This is a genomic window from Collinsella sp. AM13-34, from assembly GCF_003473055.1.
Lineage (GTDB): Bacteria > Actinomycetota > Coriobacteriia > Coriobacteriales > Coriobacteriaceae > Collinsella.
The window spans coordinates 1-17,923 of sequence record NZ_QRLE01000008.1; the positions used below are offsets into that span (position 1 = coordinate 1).

Consider the following 17,923-nt stretch of genomic DNA (forward strand, 5'->3'; position numbering starts at 1 on the left):
CTATTTGCTCAATGTGTTCGGCTGAGATCGGAAATCAACCTTCTATGCAAGTTTGTTTCGTAATGAGCCGTTTAGGCGGTTTTTGCGCCCGTCCGGTTAAGAAAAGCTGCCAGATGCGTACACATCACGCAGCGCGCGGGCTTGGCGCTGGCGATCGGCCCAAACAACAGACCGAGTCCCCGATGGTTATCCTTGAGCGCGGCGACCATCTGACGGGTTCGAGGCGCCTCGAGCATATCACGCATGCGGGCGGAACGCTCGATTGACGACACCCCATGCGGGCTCAGACACAAATTCTCGATGCAGGCGACCAGTCCGGCAAAGTAGAACTTTTGGCTTGCCAGCTTGAGCCGACCACCGCTATCTGCTTCCGAGAGTGAGTCCGCAAGCTCGTCGAGCGCTCGAGTGTCATCGGATATCCTGGCATACATGGTGGGATCAAAGGCATCTGTAAGCTTAGGTGCCGCCGCGTGGAAACAAGCGTCGCCGCAGCCGGACACGAATCGTGCCTGCGAGAGCGCATAAGCCATAAACTCAACCGTACGGTACGCCTTGCCGCGCGACAGGCATGCCTCAAACAGCGGACGGCTATACATCACGCCAGAGGTCTGAGCGACTAGGCCGCCCAAAATCAACTGGGGCAGCCCAGTCACCATAGAAGACTCGTCTTCTATGGCAATAGAGGCAGCATCCAAGACACGCGAATGGCGCTCTCGATGTGCATCATAGCGGTCGAGCGACACCGTGGGGAACACTATGTCTGCCGCAGTATCGCACGCGATATCGACCATCTTGGAAAGGGACTGCGGAGCAAACCACTCATCGGCGTTCATAGCGATGATTTGAGAGCCGCGCGAGGCAGCAAAACCGGCACGAAGACAAGCGCTGTGCTTCGCGTCCTCGACGTCAATCAAATCAATATGGATGTCCCTGTCGGCAGCAACTTGAAGCGAATGGCGCACACCGGGCGCAGTATCGCGACAGACAACGACAATCTGCAAATCGTAGAGGTCTTGGTTCTGGATACTCTCGAGCGCACGCATCGCATAGCTGGGCGAACCTTCTACCACAAGGATCACCGAAAGTCGCGGATGCGAGCCACGTCGAACCAAGTTTTCCATCCTCTCGATAGCACCAAATCAAACTGTCGTTCATGGTACACCCGAGCTATAAAAGCAACGAGCCGCCTAACATGTTGCACGCCAAGAACAGATGTTGCACACGCGCAGCTCACACATAGTATGTGCAAGGCACAGACGCGCCGAGCACTCCCCTAGTCGAGAACGACAAGCTCGTCGGGGCCGTAATCCACACCCATAAACGTAAGGCCGCAGGCAGGCGCCGTGGGACCCGCAGCGGTTCGGTCACGGGCGTCAATAACCTCGCGCATCCACTGGGGATCGCGACGATGCATGCCAATCTCCACGAGCGTTCCTACAATGGTACGCACCATCGAGTGCAAAAACGCATTGCCCTCGATAGTGAAGGTCAGGATATCCTCGCCAAAAGCGACCTCGTGGCCAAACTCCGCACGCATCACGCAGCGGTGCGTGGGCTTGCCCACAGCAGAGGCAACCTTGCAAAAGCTCTTAAAGTCCTGCTCGCCCAAAAGCGCAGGGCAGGCGGCCGCCATCGCATCGACGTCGAGGGGATAGCGATGCCACCACACCGCACCGCGCGAGAGCACGGGGCGCGCATCGCGATCGGCAATACGGTACGTATACGTACGGGACCGCGCGTCAAAGCGGGCAGAAAAGCCCCTACGGGCCTTGTAGACCTCGTTTATGGCGATATCTTTGGGCAGGAGGGCATCCATAGCCCTCAGCCACCTACGGCGCGTCAGAGCAAGCTCAGCGTCCGTTACGGGCACGCTAATGTACTGGGCCACCGCATGCACGCCGGCATCGGTACGACCCGCACACGTCAGATCGATCGGGCGGCGCAGCAGCGTCTCGATAGCGCGGCGCAACTCGCCCGCAACGGTCGTCTGGCCCGGCTGCTCGGCAAATCCGCTATAGGACGAGCCATCATAGGCAACACAGAATACAAGCGTGGCATCGAGCTCAGGAATCGAATTGAAATCAGACGGCGCGGTCATGGGCGCTCCCAACAAACAATCAACGGTATCGCGACAAAAAAAGAGGGGTACGCGAACGTACCCCTCGAATATAGCCTATGCAGACGGATTGTCTACTCAGCGGTCTCCTCAGCAGGAGCCTCCTCGACGGCCTCGACCTTCTTGGGAGCAGCGGCCTTCTTGGGGGCCGGAGCAGCCTTCTTGGCCTTAGGCGTGCAAGGCTCGGTGACGAGCTCCATGATAACGATAGGAGCGTTGTCGCCCTTACGGTTGCCGAGCTTCATGATGCGGGTGTAACCGCCGTTGCGGTCCTGCCACATGCCCTGGGCAGCCTTGTCGAAGATCTCGGCAACGAGCTGCTTATCGCCGAGCTTGGCGATGGCCAGACGACGAGAGTGCAGGTCGCCCTTCTTGGCCCAGGTGATGATCGGATCGACGACCGAACGCAGCGCCTTAGCGCGGGTCTCGGTGGTCTTGATGCGGTCGTTCTCGAAGAGGGCCTTGGCCAGGCTCTTCTTCATGGCCTTGGTGTGGCTCGCATCGGTGCCGAGCTTCAGGCCCTTCTTAACGTTGTGACGCATGGTCTAGTTTCTCCTCAAATATGCGAAGCATTAAGCCTTCAGGCTCAGGCCCATGGACTCAAGCTTGTCCTTCACTTCCTCGATCGACTTAACACCGAAGTTACGGATGTTAAGCAGATCGTTCTCCGAGAACTCAACGAGCTGACGGACCGAGTGAATGCTGGCGCGCTTAAGGCAGTTGTAGGAACGGACGGAAAGGTCCAGATCCTCGATCTGCTTGTCCAGCTCGGCGTTGTCGTTGGTGACCTCGGGAGCGAAGATCGAAGCCTCCTCCTCGACCTCGGGGGTCTCGGCAAGGTTCATAAAGGCAGCCATATGCTGGTTGATGATATTGGCAGCCTGGACCACGGCGTCGCGCGGAGCGATGGAGCCGTTGGTCTCGATCTCGAGGACAAGGCGGTCGTAGTCGGTGTGCTGACCGACACGGCAAGCCTCAACGAGCTTGGCGCAACGGGAAACCGGCGAGTACAGCGAGTCGACGTGGATCACACCGATGGGATCGTTGTCGCGCTTGTTAGCCTCGCCAGAGACATAGCCGCGGCCATAGCCGATGCGCATGCTCATGGTGAGATGGCCACCCTCGGTGAGCGTAGCGATGTGCTGCTCGGGGTTGACCAGCTCAAACTCGGACGGAATAAAGAAGTCCGCACCGGTGACCTCGCAGGGGCCGTCAACCGAGATGGTGGCGGTCGCCTCGTCGGTCGTGCCGAGAGCCCTGAAGACAAGACCCTTGACATTCAGGACGATGTCGGTGACATCCTCGACCATGTTAGGGATGGTCATGAACTCGTGCTGCGCACCATCGATCTGAATAGCCTCGACGGCGGCACCCTCGAGCGAGGACAGAAGAACGCGACGAAGGGAGTTACCCAGCGTATCGCCGTAACCACGCTCGAGCGGCTCGACGGAGACACGAGCAGACGTCTCGTTGATCTCTTCGACCTGAACCTGAGGCCTAATGAATTCTGACATGTATTACCTCCAGCCTCAGCAGCCCGGATGGACTACTTAGAGTAGAGCTCGACGATGAGCTGCTCGTTGATATCACCGCTGATCTGCTCACGCGTCGGCAGAGCGAGCACGTTACCAGACAGCTTCTCGATATCGACCTCGAGCCAGCCAGGGACCTCAAAGCGCTCGGAGGAAATCAGGGCCTCCTTGATGGGGAGGAGGTCACGGAACTTCTCGCCGACAGCGACGACGTCGCCGGCCTTGACGCGGTAGGACGGGATGTCCACGCGCTTGCCGTTCACGGTGAAGTGACCGTGACGGACGGACTGACGAGCCTCTTTGCGGGTACGGGCGAAGCCAAGACGGAAGACAACGTTGTCGAGGCGAGACTCAAGGATGATCATGAGGTTCTCACCGGTGACGCCGTTCATCTTGCGGGCCTTGTTGAAGTAGCCGTGGAACTGCTTCTCCAGAACGCCATAGATAAACTTGACCTTCTGCTTCTCGCGCAGCTGCATGCCGTACTCAGATTCCTTGCGACGGCGCTTGGGCTGACGGATAGATTCCTTCTTGCTGCTGTAACCGAGCTCAGCGGGATCGATCCCGAGCTGACGGCAGCGCTTAAGAACAGGAGTCCTGTCGATTGCCATATTGATACGATCCTTTCAGTTACACGCGGCGACGCTTCTTGGGGCGGCAGCCGTTGTGCGGGATGGGGGTCTTGTCCTGGATGCTCGAGACCTCGAGGCCAGCAGCCTGGAGGGAGCGGATGGCGGTCTCACGACCGGAGCCGGGGCCCTTGACGAAGACGGAAACCTTCTTCATACCGTGCTCCATGGCCTGCTTGGCAGCAGCCTCGGCAGCCATCTGGGCAGCGAACGGCGTGGACTTACGGGAGCCCTTGAAGCCCACCTGGCCAGCCGACTTCCAGGAAATGACGTTGCCCTGGGGATCGGTGATCGAAACGATCGTGTTGTTAAACGTAGAACGAATGTGAGCCTGGCCCACGGAAATATTCTTACGGTCCGCGCGCTTCAGACGGGCAGCGCGAACGTTCTTCTTAGCAGTAGCCATCTATCTAGCGCTCCTTATTTCTTCTTCTTAGCACCGATCTGACGCTTCGGGCCCTTGCGGGTACGAGCGTTAGTGTGGGTGCGCTGGCCGCGGACCGGGAGGCCCTTGCGGTGACGAAGGCCGCGGTTGCAGCCGATGTCCATAAGGCGCTTGACGTTCTGGTTGCGCTCACGGCGGAGGTCGCCCTCAACCATGATCTGGTTCTTATCGATATAATCGCGGATGGCGTTAACCTCATCCTCGGTGAGGTCCTTAACGCGCGTATCCACGTTAACGTTGCACTCGACGCAGATCTTCGTCGCAGTGGTGCGGCCGATGCCGTAAATGTAGGTCAGACCGATCTCAACGCGCTTCTCACGCGGGAGGTCGACACCATTAATACGGGCCAACGTAGTCTCCTCTCTTAACCCTGGCGCTGCTTATGACGGGGGTTCTCGCAAATGACGAGGACCTTGCCATGGCGCCTAATGATTTTGCACTTATCGCACATCTTCTTGACCGAAGGACGTACCTTCATCGTTCTTCCTTTCGGTAGCGCTCAAACTACTTCCCTACTATCTACTCGCCCAGCCGCAGGCGTTTAAAACTATGGCTGGTCTTCACACACAATCCGACCGTAGGTTGAGCTAAGCCTGCAGTCGGAAATGGAGTGCGTGTATGCGTGCCGCTATTTGTAGCGATAGGTGATGCGGCCGCGGGTCAGGTCGTACGGGGAAAGCTCCACGACAACCCTGTCACCGGGGAGAATACGGATGTAATTCATTCGGATCTTGCCAGAAATGTTGCACAGAACCGAATGACCGTTCTCGAGCTCGACCTTAAACATGGCGTTGGGCAGCGGTTCCTTTACCGTACCCTCGAGCTCAATTGCGTCTTCCTTCTTCACAAGCAATCATCTTTCTCTAGAAAACGACAGCGATTGAGTATTTTACAACACGTATGCACGCATCGTAATAACTTCGTAATGGCTCCACAACTAAGTGGAACTTGTTACATTTCTCCGCCTTGGAGCGAACACCAAGCACCTTGGGCATCCGTGGTGAGAATCACCGGACCGTCATTGGTAATGGCGACGGTGTTCTCGTAGTGCGCGGCGGGCAGGTGGTCGTTGGTCGTAACAATCCAACCGTCGGAGCCCGTGCTCACATGGTTGGAACCCATCGTAACCATCGGCTCGATGGCAATGACCATGCCGGCCTGGAGGCGAACGCCCCTCCCCTTCTTTCCATAGTTAGGAACGTTGGGGTCCTCGTGCATCACGCGGCCAATGCCATGGCCAACATAGTCACGAAGAACGCCATAGCCGTGAGACTCGGCGAGAGACTGAACGGCATAACCAACATCCCCGATATGGTTACCGGGGACAGCCTGCTCGATGGCAGCCTTAAGGCAATCGCGCGTAACCTCGCACAGGGCCTTGGCCTCGGGCGTTGGGGTGCCAACGAAAAACGTCCAAGCGTTATCGCCGACCCAACCGTCGACAACGGCTCCCGTATCGATGGAAATGATATCGCCATCGCGCAGGATCATGTCGGGGTTGGGAATACCGTGGACCACGGCATCGTTGATCGATGCGCAAATGGTTCCCGGGAACCCGCCGTAACCCTTAAAGGCCGGGGTGCCGCCATGCATGCGGATAATCTGCTCCGCGAGCTGATCGAGCTCAAAAGTCGAAACGCCGGGGCGCACCATGGCTCCAACGTGGCGGAGCGCCATCTTAGATAGCGCTCCTGCCTTCTTCATCTGCTCGATTTGCGTTGCAGACTTAATCTTGATCATAGACCGAGAGCCTCTTTGACATCCCCGTACACGGTCTCGCGAGCCTGGTCACCGTTGACCGACTTGAGCAGACCCTGGCCACGATAGTAGTCGACGAGCGGGCTCGTGGACTTCTCGTAGACGTCGAGACGGTTCTTGATGGTCTCGGGCTTGTCGTCGTCGCGCTGATACATCTCGCCGGCACACTTGGGGCAGGTAGCATCGGCAGCGGTGCCGGTGTAACCGCAGGCGCGGCAGGTGCGACGCGAAGACAGACGATCGATGATGACCTCGGGGGCCACGTCGACCAGAAGGGCGCAGTCGATCTCGCGACCCATGGCGGAGAGCTCGGAATCGAGCGTCACAGCCTGGGCGGTGTTGCGCGGGAAACCGTCGAGGATGAAGCCCTGCTGGGCGTCATCGGCGGCAAGGCGCTCCTTGACAAGGTCGATCACGAGCTGGTCGGGAACGAGCTCGCCGGCGTCCATGTACTTCTTAGCCTGAATACCAAGCTCGGTGCCACCCTTGACGGCAGCACGCAGCAGGTCGCCCGTGGAAATGTGAGCGACGCCGAACTCGGCGACGAGCTCCTGTGCAACGGTGCCCTTGCCGGCACCCGGAGCTCCGAGCAATACGAGGTTCATGAGCAATCCTCCTCTAGCCTATTTAAAGAATCCATCGTAATCATACATCTTGATCTGGCCTTCGAGCTTGTCGACCGTGTCGAGCACGACGCCGACCATGATGAGGATGGACGTGCCGCCAAATGCCTGGATCAGATGGTTACCCGTGAAGGAGAAGATGATCGAAGGCACGATGGCGATGAGCGCCAAAAAGACAGCGCTGGGAAGCGTGATCTTGTTGAGCGCGTTCTTGATGTAGGCCGCGGTAGCCCTACCCGGACGCACGCCCGGAATAAAGCCGCCCTGCTTCTTAAGGTTGTCGGCCGTGTCATCGGGGTTGAACACCATGGAGGTGTAGAAGTACGCGAAGAACACGATGAGGACAACATTAAGCACCCAGTTGAGCCAACCAGTTGAAAGCGCAGAGGCAACTGCCTGGATCCAGCCGATGCCGGGGAAGAACACGGCAATCTGAGCCGGGAAGTACAGCAGCGCCGAAGCGAAGATGATCGGCACGACGCCCGCGGTGTTGACCTTGATGGGCAGGTAGGTGGTCTGGCCACCCATCATGCGACGGCCAACAACGCGCTTGGCATAGGAGACCGGGATGCGGCGCTGGCCGCGCTCAAGGAAAACGATCAGCGGAATAACCAGCAGGATGATGGCGCAGATGATCACCATGGTGATGATGCCACCGGCATTGCCCTCGGTGCTGGAGAAGATAGCCTGCGGCAGACCGGCCATGATGTTCGCAAAGATGATCAGCGACATGCCATTGCCGATACCACGCTGGGTGATGAGCTCACCAATCCACATGATCAGCATGGCACCCGCGGTGAGCGTGCCGACGACCATGAGGTCGAAGATGATCTCGGGAGCGCCGGCGCCGTTGAAGCTAATGCCGAAGCTCTTAAAGAGGAAGAGGTAACCCACGGAGTTGAGGATTGCCAGAGCCAGGGTGAGGTAACGCGAATACTGCGTAATCTTGGTCTGACCGACCTCGCCCTCGCGGGCAAGCTCGTGCAGGGAAGGCACGACGGCCTGGAGCATCTGGAGGATGATCGAGCTGGTGATGTAAGGCATGATGCCCAGCGAAAACACCGACACATAGCTCAACGCGCCGCCAGAGAAAAGATTCAGGAGGGCCATAGCACCTGCGGCGACCGAATTGTTATCGGTCGAGAAAAGGCCCAGCATCCCCTGGAAGGGAATGCCGGGCACAGGAACGTGCGCACCAATGCGGTACACGACGAGCATAGCTATGGTAAAAAGAATCTTTTCGCGCAGTTCTTTGATGCGGAAAGCATTCTTAAGACCATTTAGCACGGCAGCTCGACCTTTCCGCCGGCGGCCTCGATCTTGGCCTGCGCAGAAGCGCTGACCTTGTCGACCTTGACCGTGAACTTCTTGGTGAGCTCACCATTGCCGAGCACCTTGACGGGCTCGAACTCGCTCTTGGTGATACGAGCGGCCTTAAGAGCGGCACCGTCGATCACGGCGCCGTCCTCGAACTTACGCTCGAGACGCTCAACGTTAACAGCGGTGTACTCGATACGACGGGGGTTGCGGAAGCCCGGAAGCTTGGGCAGACGCATAGCCAGCGGAGTCTGGCCACCCTCGAAGCCGGCACCCTTGGTGCCGCCAGAGCGGGAACCCTGGCCCTTCTGGCCGCGGCCAGAAGTGGTGCCGTGACCCGAAGAATTGCCACGGCCGACGCGCTTGCGGTTCTTGGTGGAACCGGGCGCGGGAGTAAGATCGTGAAGCTGCATTTGCTACTCCTCTACAATCTCGACAAGGTGCTTGACCTTGAAGATCATGCCGCGGACGGACTCGTTGTCAGCAATCTCGCGAACCTCGCGGATCCTGTGGAGACCGAGGGCACGGACAGTACGGACCTGGTCCTGCTTGCAACCGTTGGTGCTGCGGACCTGCTTGATCTTGATGGTGTCAGCCATGCTTAGTTCTCCTTACCGACGAACATCTCGGAGACCGTCAGGCCACGGCGAGCCGCGACGTCCTCAGGGCTGGAGAGCTCCTTGAGGCCCTCGACGGCAGCCTTGATGATGTTGAGGCCGTTGTCGGTACCGAGGGACTTGGACAGGACGTTCTTGATGCCAGCAAGCTCGAAGAGGGGACGCACAGCGCCGCCGGCGATAACGCCGGTACCCTCGACAGCGGGCTTGATGATGATGCGGCCGGCACCAAAGTGACCGAGAACCTCGTGCGGGATGGTGCCCTGCTCGGTCACCGGCACGTGGAACATGTTCTTCTTGGCATCGAGAGACGCCTTGGAGATGGCCAGGGGCACCTCAGCGGACTTGCCCATGCCAACGCCGACGTTGCCCTTGCCGTCGCCAACGACGACGAGAGCGACGAGGCTCATGCGACGACCACCCTTGACGGTCTTCGACACGCGGTTGATGTAAACGACGCGCTCCTCGAACTCGGAGGCCTCGCGCTGCTGCTTCTGATTACGAGCCATGTGCTACATACCTCCTAGAACTCGAGACCGGCGGCACGAGCACCGTCGGCGAGGGCCTTGACGCGGCCATGGTAGATACGGCCACCGCGATCGAAGGCGACCTTGGTGATGCCGGCCTCGATGGCGCGCTTGCCAACGAGCTGACCGACCTTCTCCGCAGCCTCCTTGTTCGAGGTGTGGGTGCCCTTGAACTCGGCCTCGAGGGTCGAGGCAGAGACGAGCGTCAGGCTGGAGCCCTTGCTGTCGTCGATGATCTGGGCATAGATGTTGGCGTTAGTACGGGTCACGCGAAGACGCGGACGCTCGGAGGTACCCGAGACCTTGCCGCGAACACGACGCTGACGACGCTTGAGGCCTTCCAGCTTCGCCTTATGCTTGTTCATACGTAAACTCCTAAAAAGGTTGATCTTGCCAGCACCTGACGGGGTGCTGGTCTTATGCGAGTGAGTCGGTTACGACTACTTGGCGGCCTTACCCAGCTTGCGGCGGATGTGCTCGCCAACGTAGTGGATACCCTTGCCCTTGTAAGGCTCGGGAGGACGATGGCCGCGGATCTCAGCGGCGATCTGACCGACCTGCTGCTTGTTGATACCCTTGACGTTCACGTGGGTGTTGTCGGGAACCTCGAAGGTGATGCCCTCGGGAGCCTCGACGATCACGGGGTGCGAGAAGCCCAGGGAGAACTCGAGGTTCTTGCCCTTCTGCTGCACGCGGTAACCGACGCCGGCGAGCTCGAGCTTCTTCTCGAAGCCCTCGGAAACGCCAACCACCATGTTGTGGATGAGGGCGCGGGTGAGGCCGTGGCGGGCACGGGTCTCACGCTCGTCGTCGGGACGGGAAACGGTGAGGACGTTGTCCTCGATGTTGATAGCGAGCTTCTCAAAGACATCGAGCTCGAGCTGGCCCTTGGGGCCCTTGACGACAACGTTGTTGCCGTTGACTGCCACTTCGACTCCGGCGGGAATCTGGACAGGCTTATTACCGATACGAGACACGGTGATCTCCTTTCCTTCTACCTACCGAGCGAATTACCAGACGTAAGCGATGATCTCGCCGCCGACGTTGTGCTTGCGAGCATCGCGGTCGGTCATGACGCCATGGCTGGTGGAAATAATGGCGGTACCAAGGCCACCGCGGACGCGGGGCATGTCGGCAACGCCGGTGTACTTACGCAGGCCCGGCTTGGAAATGCGGCGGATGCCGTTGATGACTTTAGCCTTCTTGGGACCATACTTAAGCGTGATGTGCAGAGTCTTCTGGGGAACGGTGTCCTCGACATCGTAGCCCTCGATGTAGCCCTCCTCGTGCAGAACACGAGCGATCTCGACGAGCTTCTTGCTGCTCGGCATGGAGACCGTGGCCTTGTTCACAGAGTTAGCGTTACGGATGCGCGTAAGCATATCTGCGATCGGGTCTGTAAGGTTCATACAGATTCTCCTTCGTTCTTGATGAACACGTGCTCTTGGTTCTTCGCCGCCCTTAACGGCAAAGCCTAACTAGCGCGTTTTCCCTGTTCCAAACGGATGCTTGAAACGCTGGTTGTGACTTACCAGCTGGCCTTCTTAACGCCGGGAAGCTCGCCCTTGAGTGCAAGCTCACGGAAGCAGACACGGCACAGGCCGAACTTGCGGTACACAGAGTGCGGACGGCCGCAGCGCTGGCAGCGCGTGTACTCACGAGTAGAGAACTTCTGCTTGCGATTGCACTTGACGATCATCGATGTCTTAGCCACTTATATCCTCCTCACATAGAGTATTGTTCGCCCCAAACGCCGCCCCCTTGTGGGAACGGCGCTTATAGGGCAGGTGAACCTATTTCTTGAACGGGAAACCGAAGGCGTCCAGAAGGGCCTTGGCCTCCTCATCGGTGTTGGCGGTGGTCACGAAAGTGATGTCCATACCACGCTGGTGATCGACGGAATCGAAGTCGATCTCGGGGAAGATGAGCTGCTCGGTGACGCCCATGGAGAAGTTACCACGGCCGTCGAAGCTCTTGGCGGAGATGCCGCGGAAGTCGCGGATACGGGGGATCGCGACGGAGGTCAGACGATCGAAGAACTCCCACATACGGTCGCCACGCAGGGTAACCTTGCAGCCGATCGGCATACCAGCGCGCAGGCGGAAGGTAGCGATGGACTTGCGGGCACGGGTGATCATCGGCTGCTGGCCGGTGATGGCGCGCAGGTCGCGCACGGCACCGTCGATGGCCTTGGAATCGGTAGCGGCCTCGCCGACGCCCATGTTCACGACGATCTTCTCAAACTTGGGGATCATCATGACGTTCTCGTACTGGAACTTGTCCTGAAGCTGCTGCTTGACCTCGTTGTTGTACTTGGTCTTCAGACGCGGCACATACTTCTCTTCTGCCATTGTTCACTCCTTCTTGGGGTTTTAAGCACGGGGCGTGGCCACGATGGGTTGTCCTCGTGCCTCCTGGCTGCATCCGCGCCGCTCATGGCATTTCGCGGTTTGGACTCGACGCAGCAGGAGCCGACAAAACAATCGGTACTATACGCGCATCGGGAGCGTATTTCCAGAAAAACCTCGTCTGCCTGCACAACTCCACAACTCCCCCGCACAAATTGATCCCTAGGGCACGGAGGAAAACAGCAGTTGCGGTGAGATAGGGACTGTTTGATGGCTTAAAAGGCTTAAACAGTCCCTATTCCACCGCAACTCATATATGGGGCGTTATTTTTGGCGCGGGAGGACCAAGTTGAGGATCACAGCAACGAGCGCGGCGACGGCAATGGAGGATCCGCCAAAGACGGTGCCAACCCATGCGGGGAATCCAGCGCCGGCAAGCGCGCCGGCCGTGCGCTCAATGCCCGTGCCAAAGGCGATAGAGAGACCCATGAGCGTGGTATCGCGCTGAGGCAGGCCGTGGCGGGCAAACATGACCACACCGTTCATACCGATGGTCGCGAACACGCCGATCGTGGCGCCGCCGATTACCGGCTGCGGAATGGACGTGAGTACCGCCGCACACTTGGGCAGCAGGCCCGCGATGAGCAAGATGGCGGCGGCAAGCGTAAAGACCATGCGGTTGACGACCTTGTTCTCGGCGATAATGCCCACATTCTGGCCAAAGGTTGCCGTCGGGACGCCGCCCAAAAAGCCTGACAGCATACCGACCAGGCCGTTGGCGATCAGGCCACCCGAGATCTGGCTATCGGTCGCGGGGGTATCGAGCGCAGCGGACGACACGGCGGCAAACTCGCCCATGACCTGCACGGCGTTGACAATGGCGACGACGCCCACGACGGCGCACGCGGCCGGGTCGAACACTAGGCGATGGGCGCCCAGAGCCGGCGGGGCGAACCAGCTGGCAGTCGCGATGGCCGAGAAATCGACCATGCCCGACACCGCAGCCAAAACAAAGCCCGCGCAGATACCGGCCAGGATGCTGCCCAGCCTAAGCGCGCCCTTGCCGTAGTTACCGGCCACAAAGGTGACGACAAACGTCACGAGCGCGACGGCCCAGTTGGTGACACTGCCGAAATCAGCAGCGCCCTCCCCGCCCGCCATAGAAGCCACAGCGACCGGGCACAGAGACAGGCCAATGACAAAGATGACGGTGCCGAGCACCGGGGCCGGGAACAGAAAACTCACGCGCCTAAACAGCAGGCCGAAGAGCACGACGAGCGCGCCACCGATTACCTGGGCGCCCAGCACGGCCTCAAAGCCAAGCTCGAGACCGACCGCCTTGAGCGCCGGCACGAAGGTGAAGCTCGCGCCCATCACGATGGGCAGGCCCGAACCGACGACACCTTTTATGGGGAACTGTTGAAGGAAAATGTCGAGCGCCGAGAGGACGAGCGACGCCTGGATGACAGCGGCTTCCTCTTGAGGGGTAAAGCCACAGACCGACGCGATGATGATAGCGGGCGTGACGATACCCGCGAATGCCGCCAGCACATGCTGCAGTGCATGGGGCAATACCTGCACAAACGAAACTTTTCCCGTACGCTCGAACAGGGCGTCCCCTGCTGCTGACTCTGCCATTTGCGCCTCCCATACCCCAGGCAGCGGCCCCATGCCGCTCAACGGGCGGACATTATAGGGCATATGGCACAGGTAGCATTTTGACCCGCAATCCTGCATCCCCCAGGGTCAAACAGCAGTTGCGGTGAAATAGTTCCTGGCTGACCGCCCGTCAGGCTTATCTAGGAACTATTTCACCGCAACTTATTGATGGGGATGCGACTAGCGCTTGCGGGGGACGAGCTTGGTGCGGCGCAGGTGGATCATCTCGGCGGCTATGGAGATGGCGATCTCCTCGGGGTCCTCGGCCTCGATGGCAACGCCGATCGGCAGGTGCAGCCCGTCGATCTGTTCCTGCGTAAAGCCCTCCTGCTCCAAGCGAGCCCGCACAAAGGCCGTCTTGCGGCGCGAACCCAGACAGCCCAGGTAAGCGGGCTTGGCGCGCATCGCCTGAATCACCACATCGATATCGGACTTGTGGCCCGCCGTGGCGACGACTACCAGATCGCGCGGACCGATGGGGCACAGCTCGCTCAGGTTCTTGTAATCGACCAGGCGACGATCGTAGACACCGGGCACCCATTCGGGGGTCAGCGTGCCGGGACGGTCGTCGCAGGCCACGACGGCAAAGCCCGCCGCCGTGAGCACGCGCGCCGTCGCGGCGCCCACGTGCCCGCAGCCAAAGATGTAGGTCAGACCCTCGGGGCAGAGCGTCTCGATGTGCGCCGGGGGAATCTCGGAGGCAGCGTTGGTATAGGTGACCTTACTCCCCTCCTCCACCAGCGAAAGCCCGGGGCAGCCCGCAATGGTGCGGCGCGATTCCTCGCCATGGTATTCGGCAACATCGCCTTCGAGCGCGTTTGCGATAAACGGCTCAAAATCGATGGTGAAGTCGCCGATACGTCGATACGCCAAGACGTCGGCAACCGACTGGAACAACGGCGCCTGAGTCGCATCCAGATGCAGGTAGCACAGGCAGATGGCTCCGCCGCAGATCATGCCGGTATCGGAGTTCTCGCCGCCCATGGTGTAGCGGACCAGACGCGATTTACCCCCGGCCAGCAGCTCGCGAGCCTCGTCCAGCGCAAAGAGCTCGATTTTGCCGCCGCCGATGGTGCCCGCTTGGCTGCCATCGGCAAAGACGGCCATCCAGGCGCCCACGCCGCGCGGCGATGACCCTGCCGTGCCGGCCACGACCACGAGCTCGCACGTCTTACCGGCCTTCAGAGCGCCAAGCGCAGCATTCACCACATCGAGCTTTTCCATTGCCGCCTTCTATCCTCTAAAGACATCGGTGAGCATAGCGAGTGCCTCGAGCACGCCGCCGCCGACCGATGTCGCCTTGTCCGAAATATAGTTGATGTAGCTGGCGTCGCCGCGCGGATCGACATCGGCGCATTTAAAGCCCTCAGTCACCTGCACGCCGTTCGCCAAAAGCCCGCGCAGACAGCCATCGATCTGCGTATACATGGGCGTATCGCCCGCGTAGCCAATCACGTCTCCGGCGCTCACGATGTCGCCGATTGCGCGGTCGGACCGAAACACGCCGGCGGCGGGGCTATGGATAACGCGCTCCTTGCCATAGCCGCCGATCAAGCCCGGCACACCCGTGTTGGGCTGGGGCGAACCTTGGGTAATGACACGGCCCAGGAAATGCCCGCGCATGGTCTCGACCACGGCGTCGCAGTCAACCGGCGCGGTAAAGCCCGGCCCCACGGCGATGACGGCAGGCGCCATGTCGCGCGTGGTGCCCAGGTTGCGCTTGGCCAAAATCGCATCGACCACAGCCGCGGGTTTAAGCTCATCGAGCATCTTGGCCTGGGGGTCCACCACAACGGCGACGTCTCCAGCCTCGGTAATCGCAAGCACCTCAGCCGGCGTCCGTGCCAAGCGAGCGCGAATGCCTTCGACCTCGACCTCACCCAGGCGAATGGCCTCGCAAAAACTGATTGTGCGGCGGATGCACGTGGGAACCGCGATATCGGCCATGACAACCGACACGCCGGCGCGCACCAAACGGGCAGCGACACCCGTGGCGATATCGCCAGCGCCGCGAACATAAACGAGCATTCCCGGGGCACCTCCCTGTGCTACGGTTTGATCAGAGCAAAAGCGGTTCGACCGCTACTCTGATGATTATTTATTATCACAGTATTATACGGCGGTGAACAGATGGAAACGACGAGCGGAAACCTTGCCTCCGCGCTCAAGATCGAGCCGGGCATGACCGCAATTATCGGCAGTGGCGGCAAGTCGACCTTGCTGAAGACGCTGGGCCTTGAGCTTATGCGCGCTGGCGGCCGCGTGCTCCTCTGCACTACCACGCACATGTTTCCCGTCGCCGGCGTGCCATGGGACGGGTCGAGCCGTCGCCTGGACGCCGCGCCATGGAAGCCGGGGGCCCTGCATGTTCCCGGCTGCACCTGCGAGGCATGCGCGGGACTTGTCCGCGGAGGCATCTGCCAGGCAGGTGTTTTGGACCCGGAGACAGGCAAGCTCTCCGCCCCCGCCGAGCCGCTCGACCAGCTGGCACAGCGCTTTGACTATGTGTTGGCCGAGGCAGATGGCAGCAAGCGACTCCCGCTCAAGGCGCATGCCGCCTGGGAGCCGGTAATTCCAGCCGCCACGGCAAACGTTGTCTGGGTCGTCGGCGCCTCGGGGCTGGGCAAGCCCGTCGCCGAGGTTGTCCACCGCCCCGAGCTCTTCTGCGAGCGTTGCGGCTGCGAGCCCACCGACACTGCCACCCCAGGGCGCGTCGCCCAGGTGCTCAATGCCGAGATGCAGGCGCTGGGACTCTGCACCGCACGCGTCATGCTCAACCAAGTCGACACGCTCAGCGACCCCACGATGGCCGACCGCTTCGAGACAGCTCTCGACCGCCCCATCGTCGCCACCAACCTCAAGTAGCCGGCGCTGCCCCACCAGACCTATAAGTTGCGGTGGAATAGTTCCTGAAACGGCCTATTTGGCGGCTAAACAGGAACTATTTCACCACAACTGCGGAGGGGACACGGCATCTTTGCTGCTAGCGGGGGACGTAGCGGCCGGGTTGGGCTCCGGTGGGCTCGCCGTCGCGTGCCGCCAGCACGCCGTTCACAAACACGGCCTTGGCGCGGCCATGTGCCTCAAAGCCCTCGAGCGGCGTGTAGTCCACGGCCTGATGCTGCGTCGCGGCGCTAATCGTCCAGCGCGCCTTGGGATCCCACACGCACACGTCGGCATCGGAGCCCTCGGCAAGACAGCCCTTGCGCGGATACATGCCAAAAACGCGCGCCGGATTCTCGCTCATCAAGCGGCACAGATCCTCGGGACCCAGCTGTCCCTCAAAGCTCGTGGCAATCGCAACGGGACGATGCTCCACGCCGGGCCCGCCGTTGGGAATCGCGCGGAAATCATCGCGTCCTCGGTCCTTTTGCCCGTGCAGGTTAAAGCTGCAATGATCGGTCGCAATCGTATCGATCTCGCCAGCCACAAGCGCCTCGCGCAGCGCGGCACGGTCACCGGCATGGCGCAGCGGCGGGCTCATCACGTACTTGGCGCCCGCAAAGCCGTCCTCGCCCTGCTCCAGATAGCAGGTGTCGTCGAGCATCAGATACTGAGGGCAGGTCTCGACATAGATGTTCTTCTGCCCGTGCGCTTTGGCAGCGCGAATGGCCTCGAGCCCCAGCTTGGTCGAAAGGTGCACCACGTTGACCGGAGCGTCCCCGGCCAAGTGCGCCAGATACAGCAGGCGGCTCACGGCCTCGGCCTCACACACGTCCGGACGGCTGAGCGCATGGCCCTCGGGCCCGTGGATACCCTGATCAAACACGCGCTTCTGCAGCGCGTTGACCAACGTGCCGTTCTCGCAATGCACGCACAGGATACCGCCCACGCGCTTGAGCTCCTCCAGCACCTCGAGCGTCTCGGCATCGTCCAGGCGCAGATGGTCGTAGGCAAAGTAGGTCTTAAACGACGACACGCCCGCCTCGCGCATGGCCGAAAGATCGGCGCGGTTGCGCTCATTCCACTCGGCAAGCGCCATATGGAAGGCATAGTTGGCGGTGCAGGTGCCGTCGGCGCGATGATGCCACTCGACCAAGGCATCGGGCATGGTCACGCCGCGATCGGCCGTCGCGTAGTCCACAATGGTCGTCGTGCCGCCGCAGGCAGCCGCGCGCGTGCCGGTCTCAAAGCTATCGGCTGTCCAATCCATGCCGGTCCAGCACTGCATGTGCGTGTGCCCATCGATAAAGCCCGGGAACACCCAGCAGCCCGCAGCATCCTCGACGGTATCGCCCTCGGCCGGCTCAATCGCCGCGGCAATCCGTACGATCTTATCGCCATCCATGGCAAGATCGGCGCGGCGAAGCCCCTGGGGCGTCACGAGTGCGCCGTTTTTGATGATAATCATA

General features: G+C 60.4%; 25 protein-coding genes. 1 reads left to right on the forward strand and 24 read right to left on the reverse strand.

The genetic code is table 11. The annotated features are described in order from the left end of the window. Positions 1–71: 71 nt before the first annotated feature. The 23 genes from DW151_RS04415 to yqeB form a co-directional block, all read right to left on the reverse strand. On the reverse strand, positions 72–1,070 hold the full coding sequence (locus DW151_RS04415) for a glycosyltransferase (RefSeq protein ID WP_158571653.1): 999 nt from the start codon (positions 1,068–1,070) through the stop codon (positions 72–74). A gap of 203 nt (positions 1,071–1,273) precedes the next feature. After that, positions 1,274–2,098 carry a tRNA pseudouridine(38-40) synthase TruA gene (truA, locus tag DW151_RS04420; protein ID WP_117629206.1) on the reverse strand — a complete coding sequence of 275 codons (825 nt, stop codon included), beginning with the start codon at positions 2,096–2,098 and terminating at the stop codon, positions 1,274–1,276. A 92-nt stretch (positions 2,099–2,190) separates the two neighbouring features. Then, positions 2,191–2,658 carry a 50S ribosomal protein L17 gene (gene rplQ, locus DW151_RS04425; RefSeq protein WP_006235277.1) on the reverse strand — a complete coding sequence of 156 codons (468 nt, stop codon included), beginning with the start codon at positions 2,656–2,658 and terminating at the stop codon, positions 2,191–2,193. A gap of 30 nt (positions 2,659–2,688) precedes the next feature. Beyond that, positions 2,689–3,630: a DNA-directed RNA polymerase subunit alpha gene (locus DW151_RS04430; RefSeq protein ID WP_006235276.1), complete on the reverse strand. Its 942-nt coding sequence runs from the start codon at positions 3,628–3,630 to the stop codon at positions 2,689–2,691. A 32-nt stretch (positions 3,631–3,662) separates the two neighbouring features. Further along, positions 3,663–4,259: a 30S ribosomal protein S4 gene (gene rpsD, locus DW151_RS04435; protein ID WP_006235275.1), complete on the reverse strand. Its 597-nt coding sequence runs from the start codon at positions 4,257–4,259 to the stop codon at positions 3,663–3,665. Between the two features lie 19 nt (positions 4,260–4,278). After that, positions 4,279–4,683, reverse strand: coding sequence for a 30S ribosomal protein S11 (gene rpsK, locus DW151_RS04440; RefSeq protein WP_006235274.1), 405 nt, complete (start codon positions 4,681–4,683; stop codon positions 4,279–4,281). A gap of 14 nt (positions 4,684–4,697) precedes the next feature. Then, positions 4,698–5,072: a 30S ribosomal protein S13 gene (gene rpsM / locus DW151_RS04445; protein WP_022094275.1), complete on the reverse strand. Its 375-nt coding sequence runs from the start codon at positions 5,070–5,072 to the stop codon at positions 4,698–4,700. A 14-nt stretch (positions 5,073–5,086) separates the two neighbouring features. Further along, on the reverse strand, positions 5,087–5,200 hold the full coding sequence (gene rpmJ / locus DW151_RS04450; protein WP_006363204.1) for a 50S ribosomal protein L36: 114 nt from the start codon (positions 5,198–5,200) through the stop codon (positions 5,087–5,089). 150 nt (positions 5,201–5,350) lie between these two features. Beyond that, positions 5,351–5,569, reverse strand: coding sequence for a translation initiation factor IF-1 (gene infA, locus DW151_RS04455; protein WP_035137443.1), 219 nt, complete (start codon positions 5,567–5,569; stop codon positions 5,351–5,353). A gap of 104 nt (positions 5,570–5,673) precedes the next feature. Continuing rightward, complete coding sequence (map, locus tag DW151_RS04460; RefSeq protein ID WP_006235270.1) at positions 5,674–6,462, reverse strand: type I methionyl aminopeptidase; 789 nt, start codon at positions 6,460–6,462, stop codon at positions 5,674–5,676. Beyond that, a complete protein-coding gene (locus tag DW151_RS04465) occupies positions 6,459–7,085 on the reverse strand; it encodes an adenylate kinase (protein WP_055252238.1) in 627 nt (208 codons plus the stop codon). The genes map and DW151_RS04465 overlap by 4 nt, the downstream gene beginning before the upstream one ends. An 18-nt stretch (positions 7,086–7,103) precedes the next feature. After that, positions 7,104–8,390, reverse strand: coding sequence for a preprotein translocase subunit SecY (gene secY, locus DW151_RS04470; protein WP_089573561.1), 1,287 nt, complete (start codon positions 8,388–8,390; stop codon positions 7,104–7,106). Then, positions 8,384–8,833, reverse strand: a complete 450-nt coding sequence (gene rplO / locus DW151_RS04475) for a 50S ribosomal protein L15 (RefSeq protein ID WP_006235267.1) — start codon at positions 8,831–8,833, stop codon at positions 8,384–8,386. The genes secY and rplO overlap by 7 nt, the downstream gene beginning before the upstream one ends. Positions 8,834–8,836: 3 nt before the next feature. Beyond that, entirely contained in the window at positions 8,837–9,019 is a 183-nt protein-coding gene (rpmD, locus tag DW151_RS04480) for a 50S ribosomal protein L30 (RefSeq protein ID WP_006235266.1), read from the reverse strand. A gap of 2 nt (positions 9,020–9,021) precedes the next feature. Next, positions 9,022–9,546 (reverse strand): 30S ribosomal protein S5, encoded by a 525-nt coding sequence (gene rpsE, locus DW151_RS04485; RefSeq protein ID WP_055252236.1) that lies wholly within the window; start codon positions 9,544–9,546, stop codon positions 9,022–9,024. A gap of 14 nt (positions 9,547–9,560) precedes the next feature. Continuing rightward, the gene (gene rplR / locus DW151_RS04490; protein WP_006235264.1) at positions 9,561–9,929 is read right to left on the reverse strand and encodes a 50S ribosomal protein L18; all 369 of its coding nucleotides are present in this window, start codon (positions 9,927–9,929) and stop codon (positions 9,561–9,563) included. Positions 9,930–10,004: 75 nt separating this feature from the next. Further along, a complete protein-coding gene (gene rplF, locus DW151_RS04495) occupies positions 10,005–10,541 on the reverse strand; it encodes a 50S ribosomal protein L6 (RefSeq protein ID WP_117564182.1) in 537 nt (178 codons plus the stop codon). Positions 10,542–10,574: 33 nt separating this feature from the next. Beyond that, positions 10,575–10,973, reverse strand: coding sequence for a 30S ribosomal protein S8 (gene rpsH, locus DW151_RS04500; RefSeq protein ID WP_006235262.1), 399 nt, complete (start codon positions 10,971–10,973; stop codon positions 10,575–10,577). 119 nt (positions 10,974–11,092) lie between these two features. Continuing rightward, on the reverse strand, positions 11,093–11,278 hold the full coding sequence (locus DW151_RS04505; protein WP_022094280.1) for a type Z 30S ribosomal protein S14: 186 nt from the start codon (positions 11,276–11,278) through the stop codon (positions 11,093–11,095). Positions 11,279–11,357: 79 nt separating this feature from the next. Next, positions 11,358–11,915, reverse strand: a complete 558-nt coding sequence (rplE, locus tag DW151_RS04510; protein ID WP_006235260.1) for a 50S ribosomal protein L5 — start codon at positions 11,913–11,915, stop codon at positions 11,358–11,360. Positions 11,916–12,236: 321 nt separating this feature from the next. After that, positions 12,237–13,550 (reverse strand): uracil-xanthine permease family protein, encoded by a 1,314-nt coding sequence (locus DW151_RS04515; protein WP_158571654.1) that lies wholly within the window; start codon positions 13,548–13,550, stop codon positions 12,237–12,239. Positions 13,551–13,751: 201 nt separating this feature from the next. Next, entirely contained in the window at positions 13,752–14,795 is a 1,044-nt protein-coding gene (locus DW151_RS04520; RefSeq protein WP_118334684.1) for an XdhC family protein, read from the reverse strand. Positions 14,796–14,804: 9 nt separating this feature from the next. Next, positions 14,805–15,599 (reverse strand): selenium-dependent molybdenum cofactor biosynthesis protein YqeB, encoded by a 795-nt coding sequence (gene yqeB / locus DW151_RS04525; protein WP_118334685.1) that lies wholly within the window; start codon positions 15,597–15,599, stop codon positions 14,805–14,807. A gap of 102 nt (positions 15,600–15,701) precedes the next feature. Here yqeB and yqeC point away from each other — a divergent pair, with 102 nt between their 5' ends. Further along, positions 15,702–16,436, forward strand: a complete 735-nt coding sequence (gene yqeC, locus DW151_RS04530; protein WP_118334687.1) for a selenium cofactor biosynthesis protein YqeC — start codon at positions 15,702–15,704, stop codon at positions 16,434–16,436. A gap of 118 nt (positions 16,437–16,554) precedes the next feature. On the opposite strand, the gene hydA is transcribed toward yqeC, so the two are convergent. Beyond that, positions 16,555–17,922 carry a dihydropyrimidinase gene (gene hydA, locus DW151_RS04535; RefSeq protein WP_118334688.1) on the reverse strand — a complete coding sequence of 456 codons (1,368 nt, stop codon included), beginning with the start codon at positions 17,920–17,922 and terminating at the stop codon, positions 16,555–16,557. Position 17,923 lies beyond the last annotated feature (1 nt).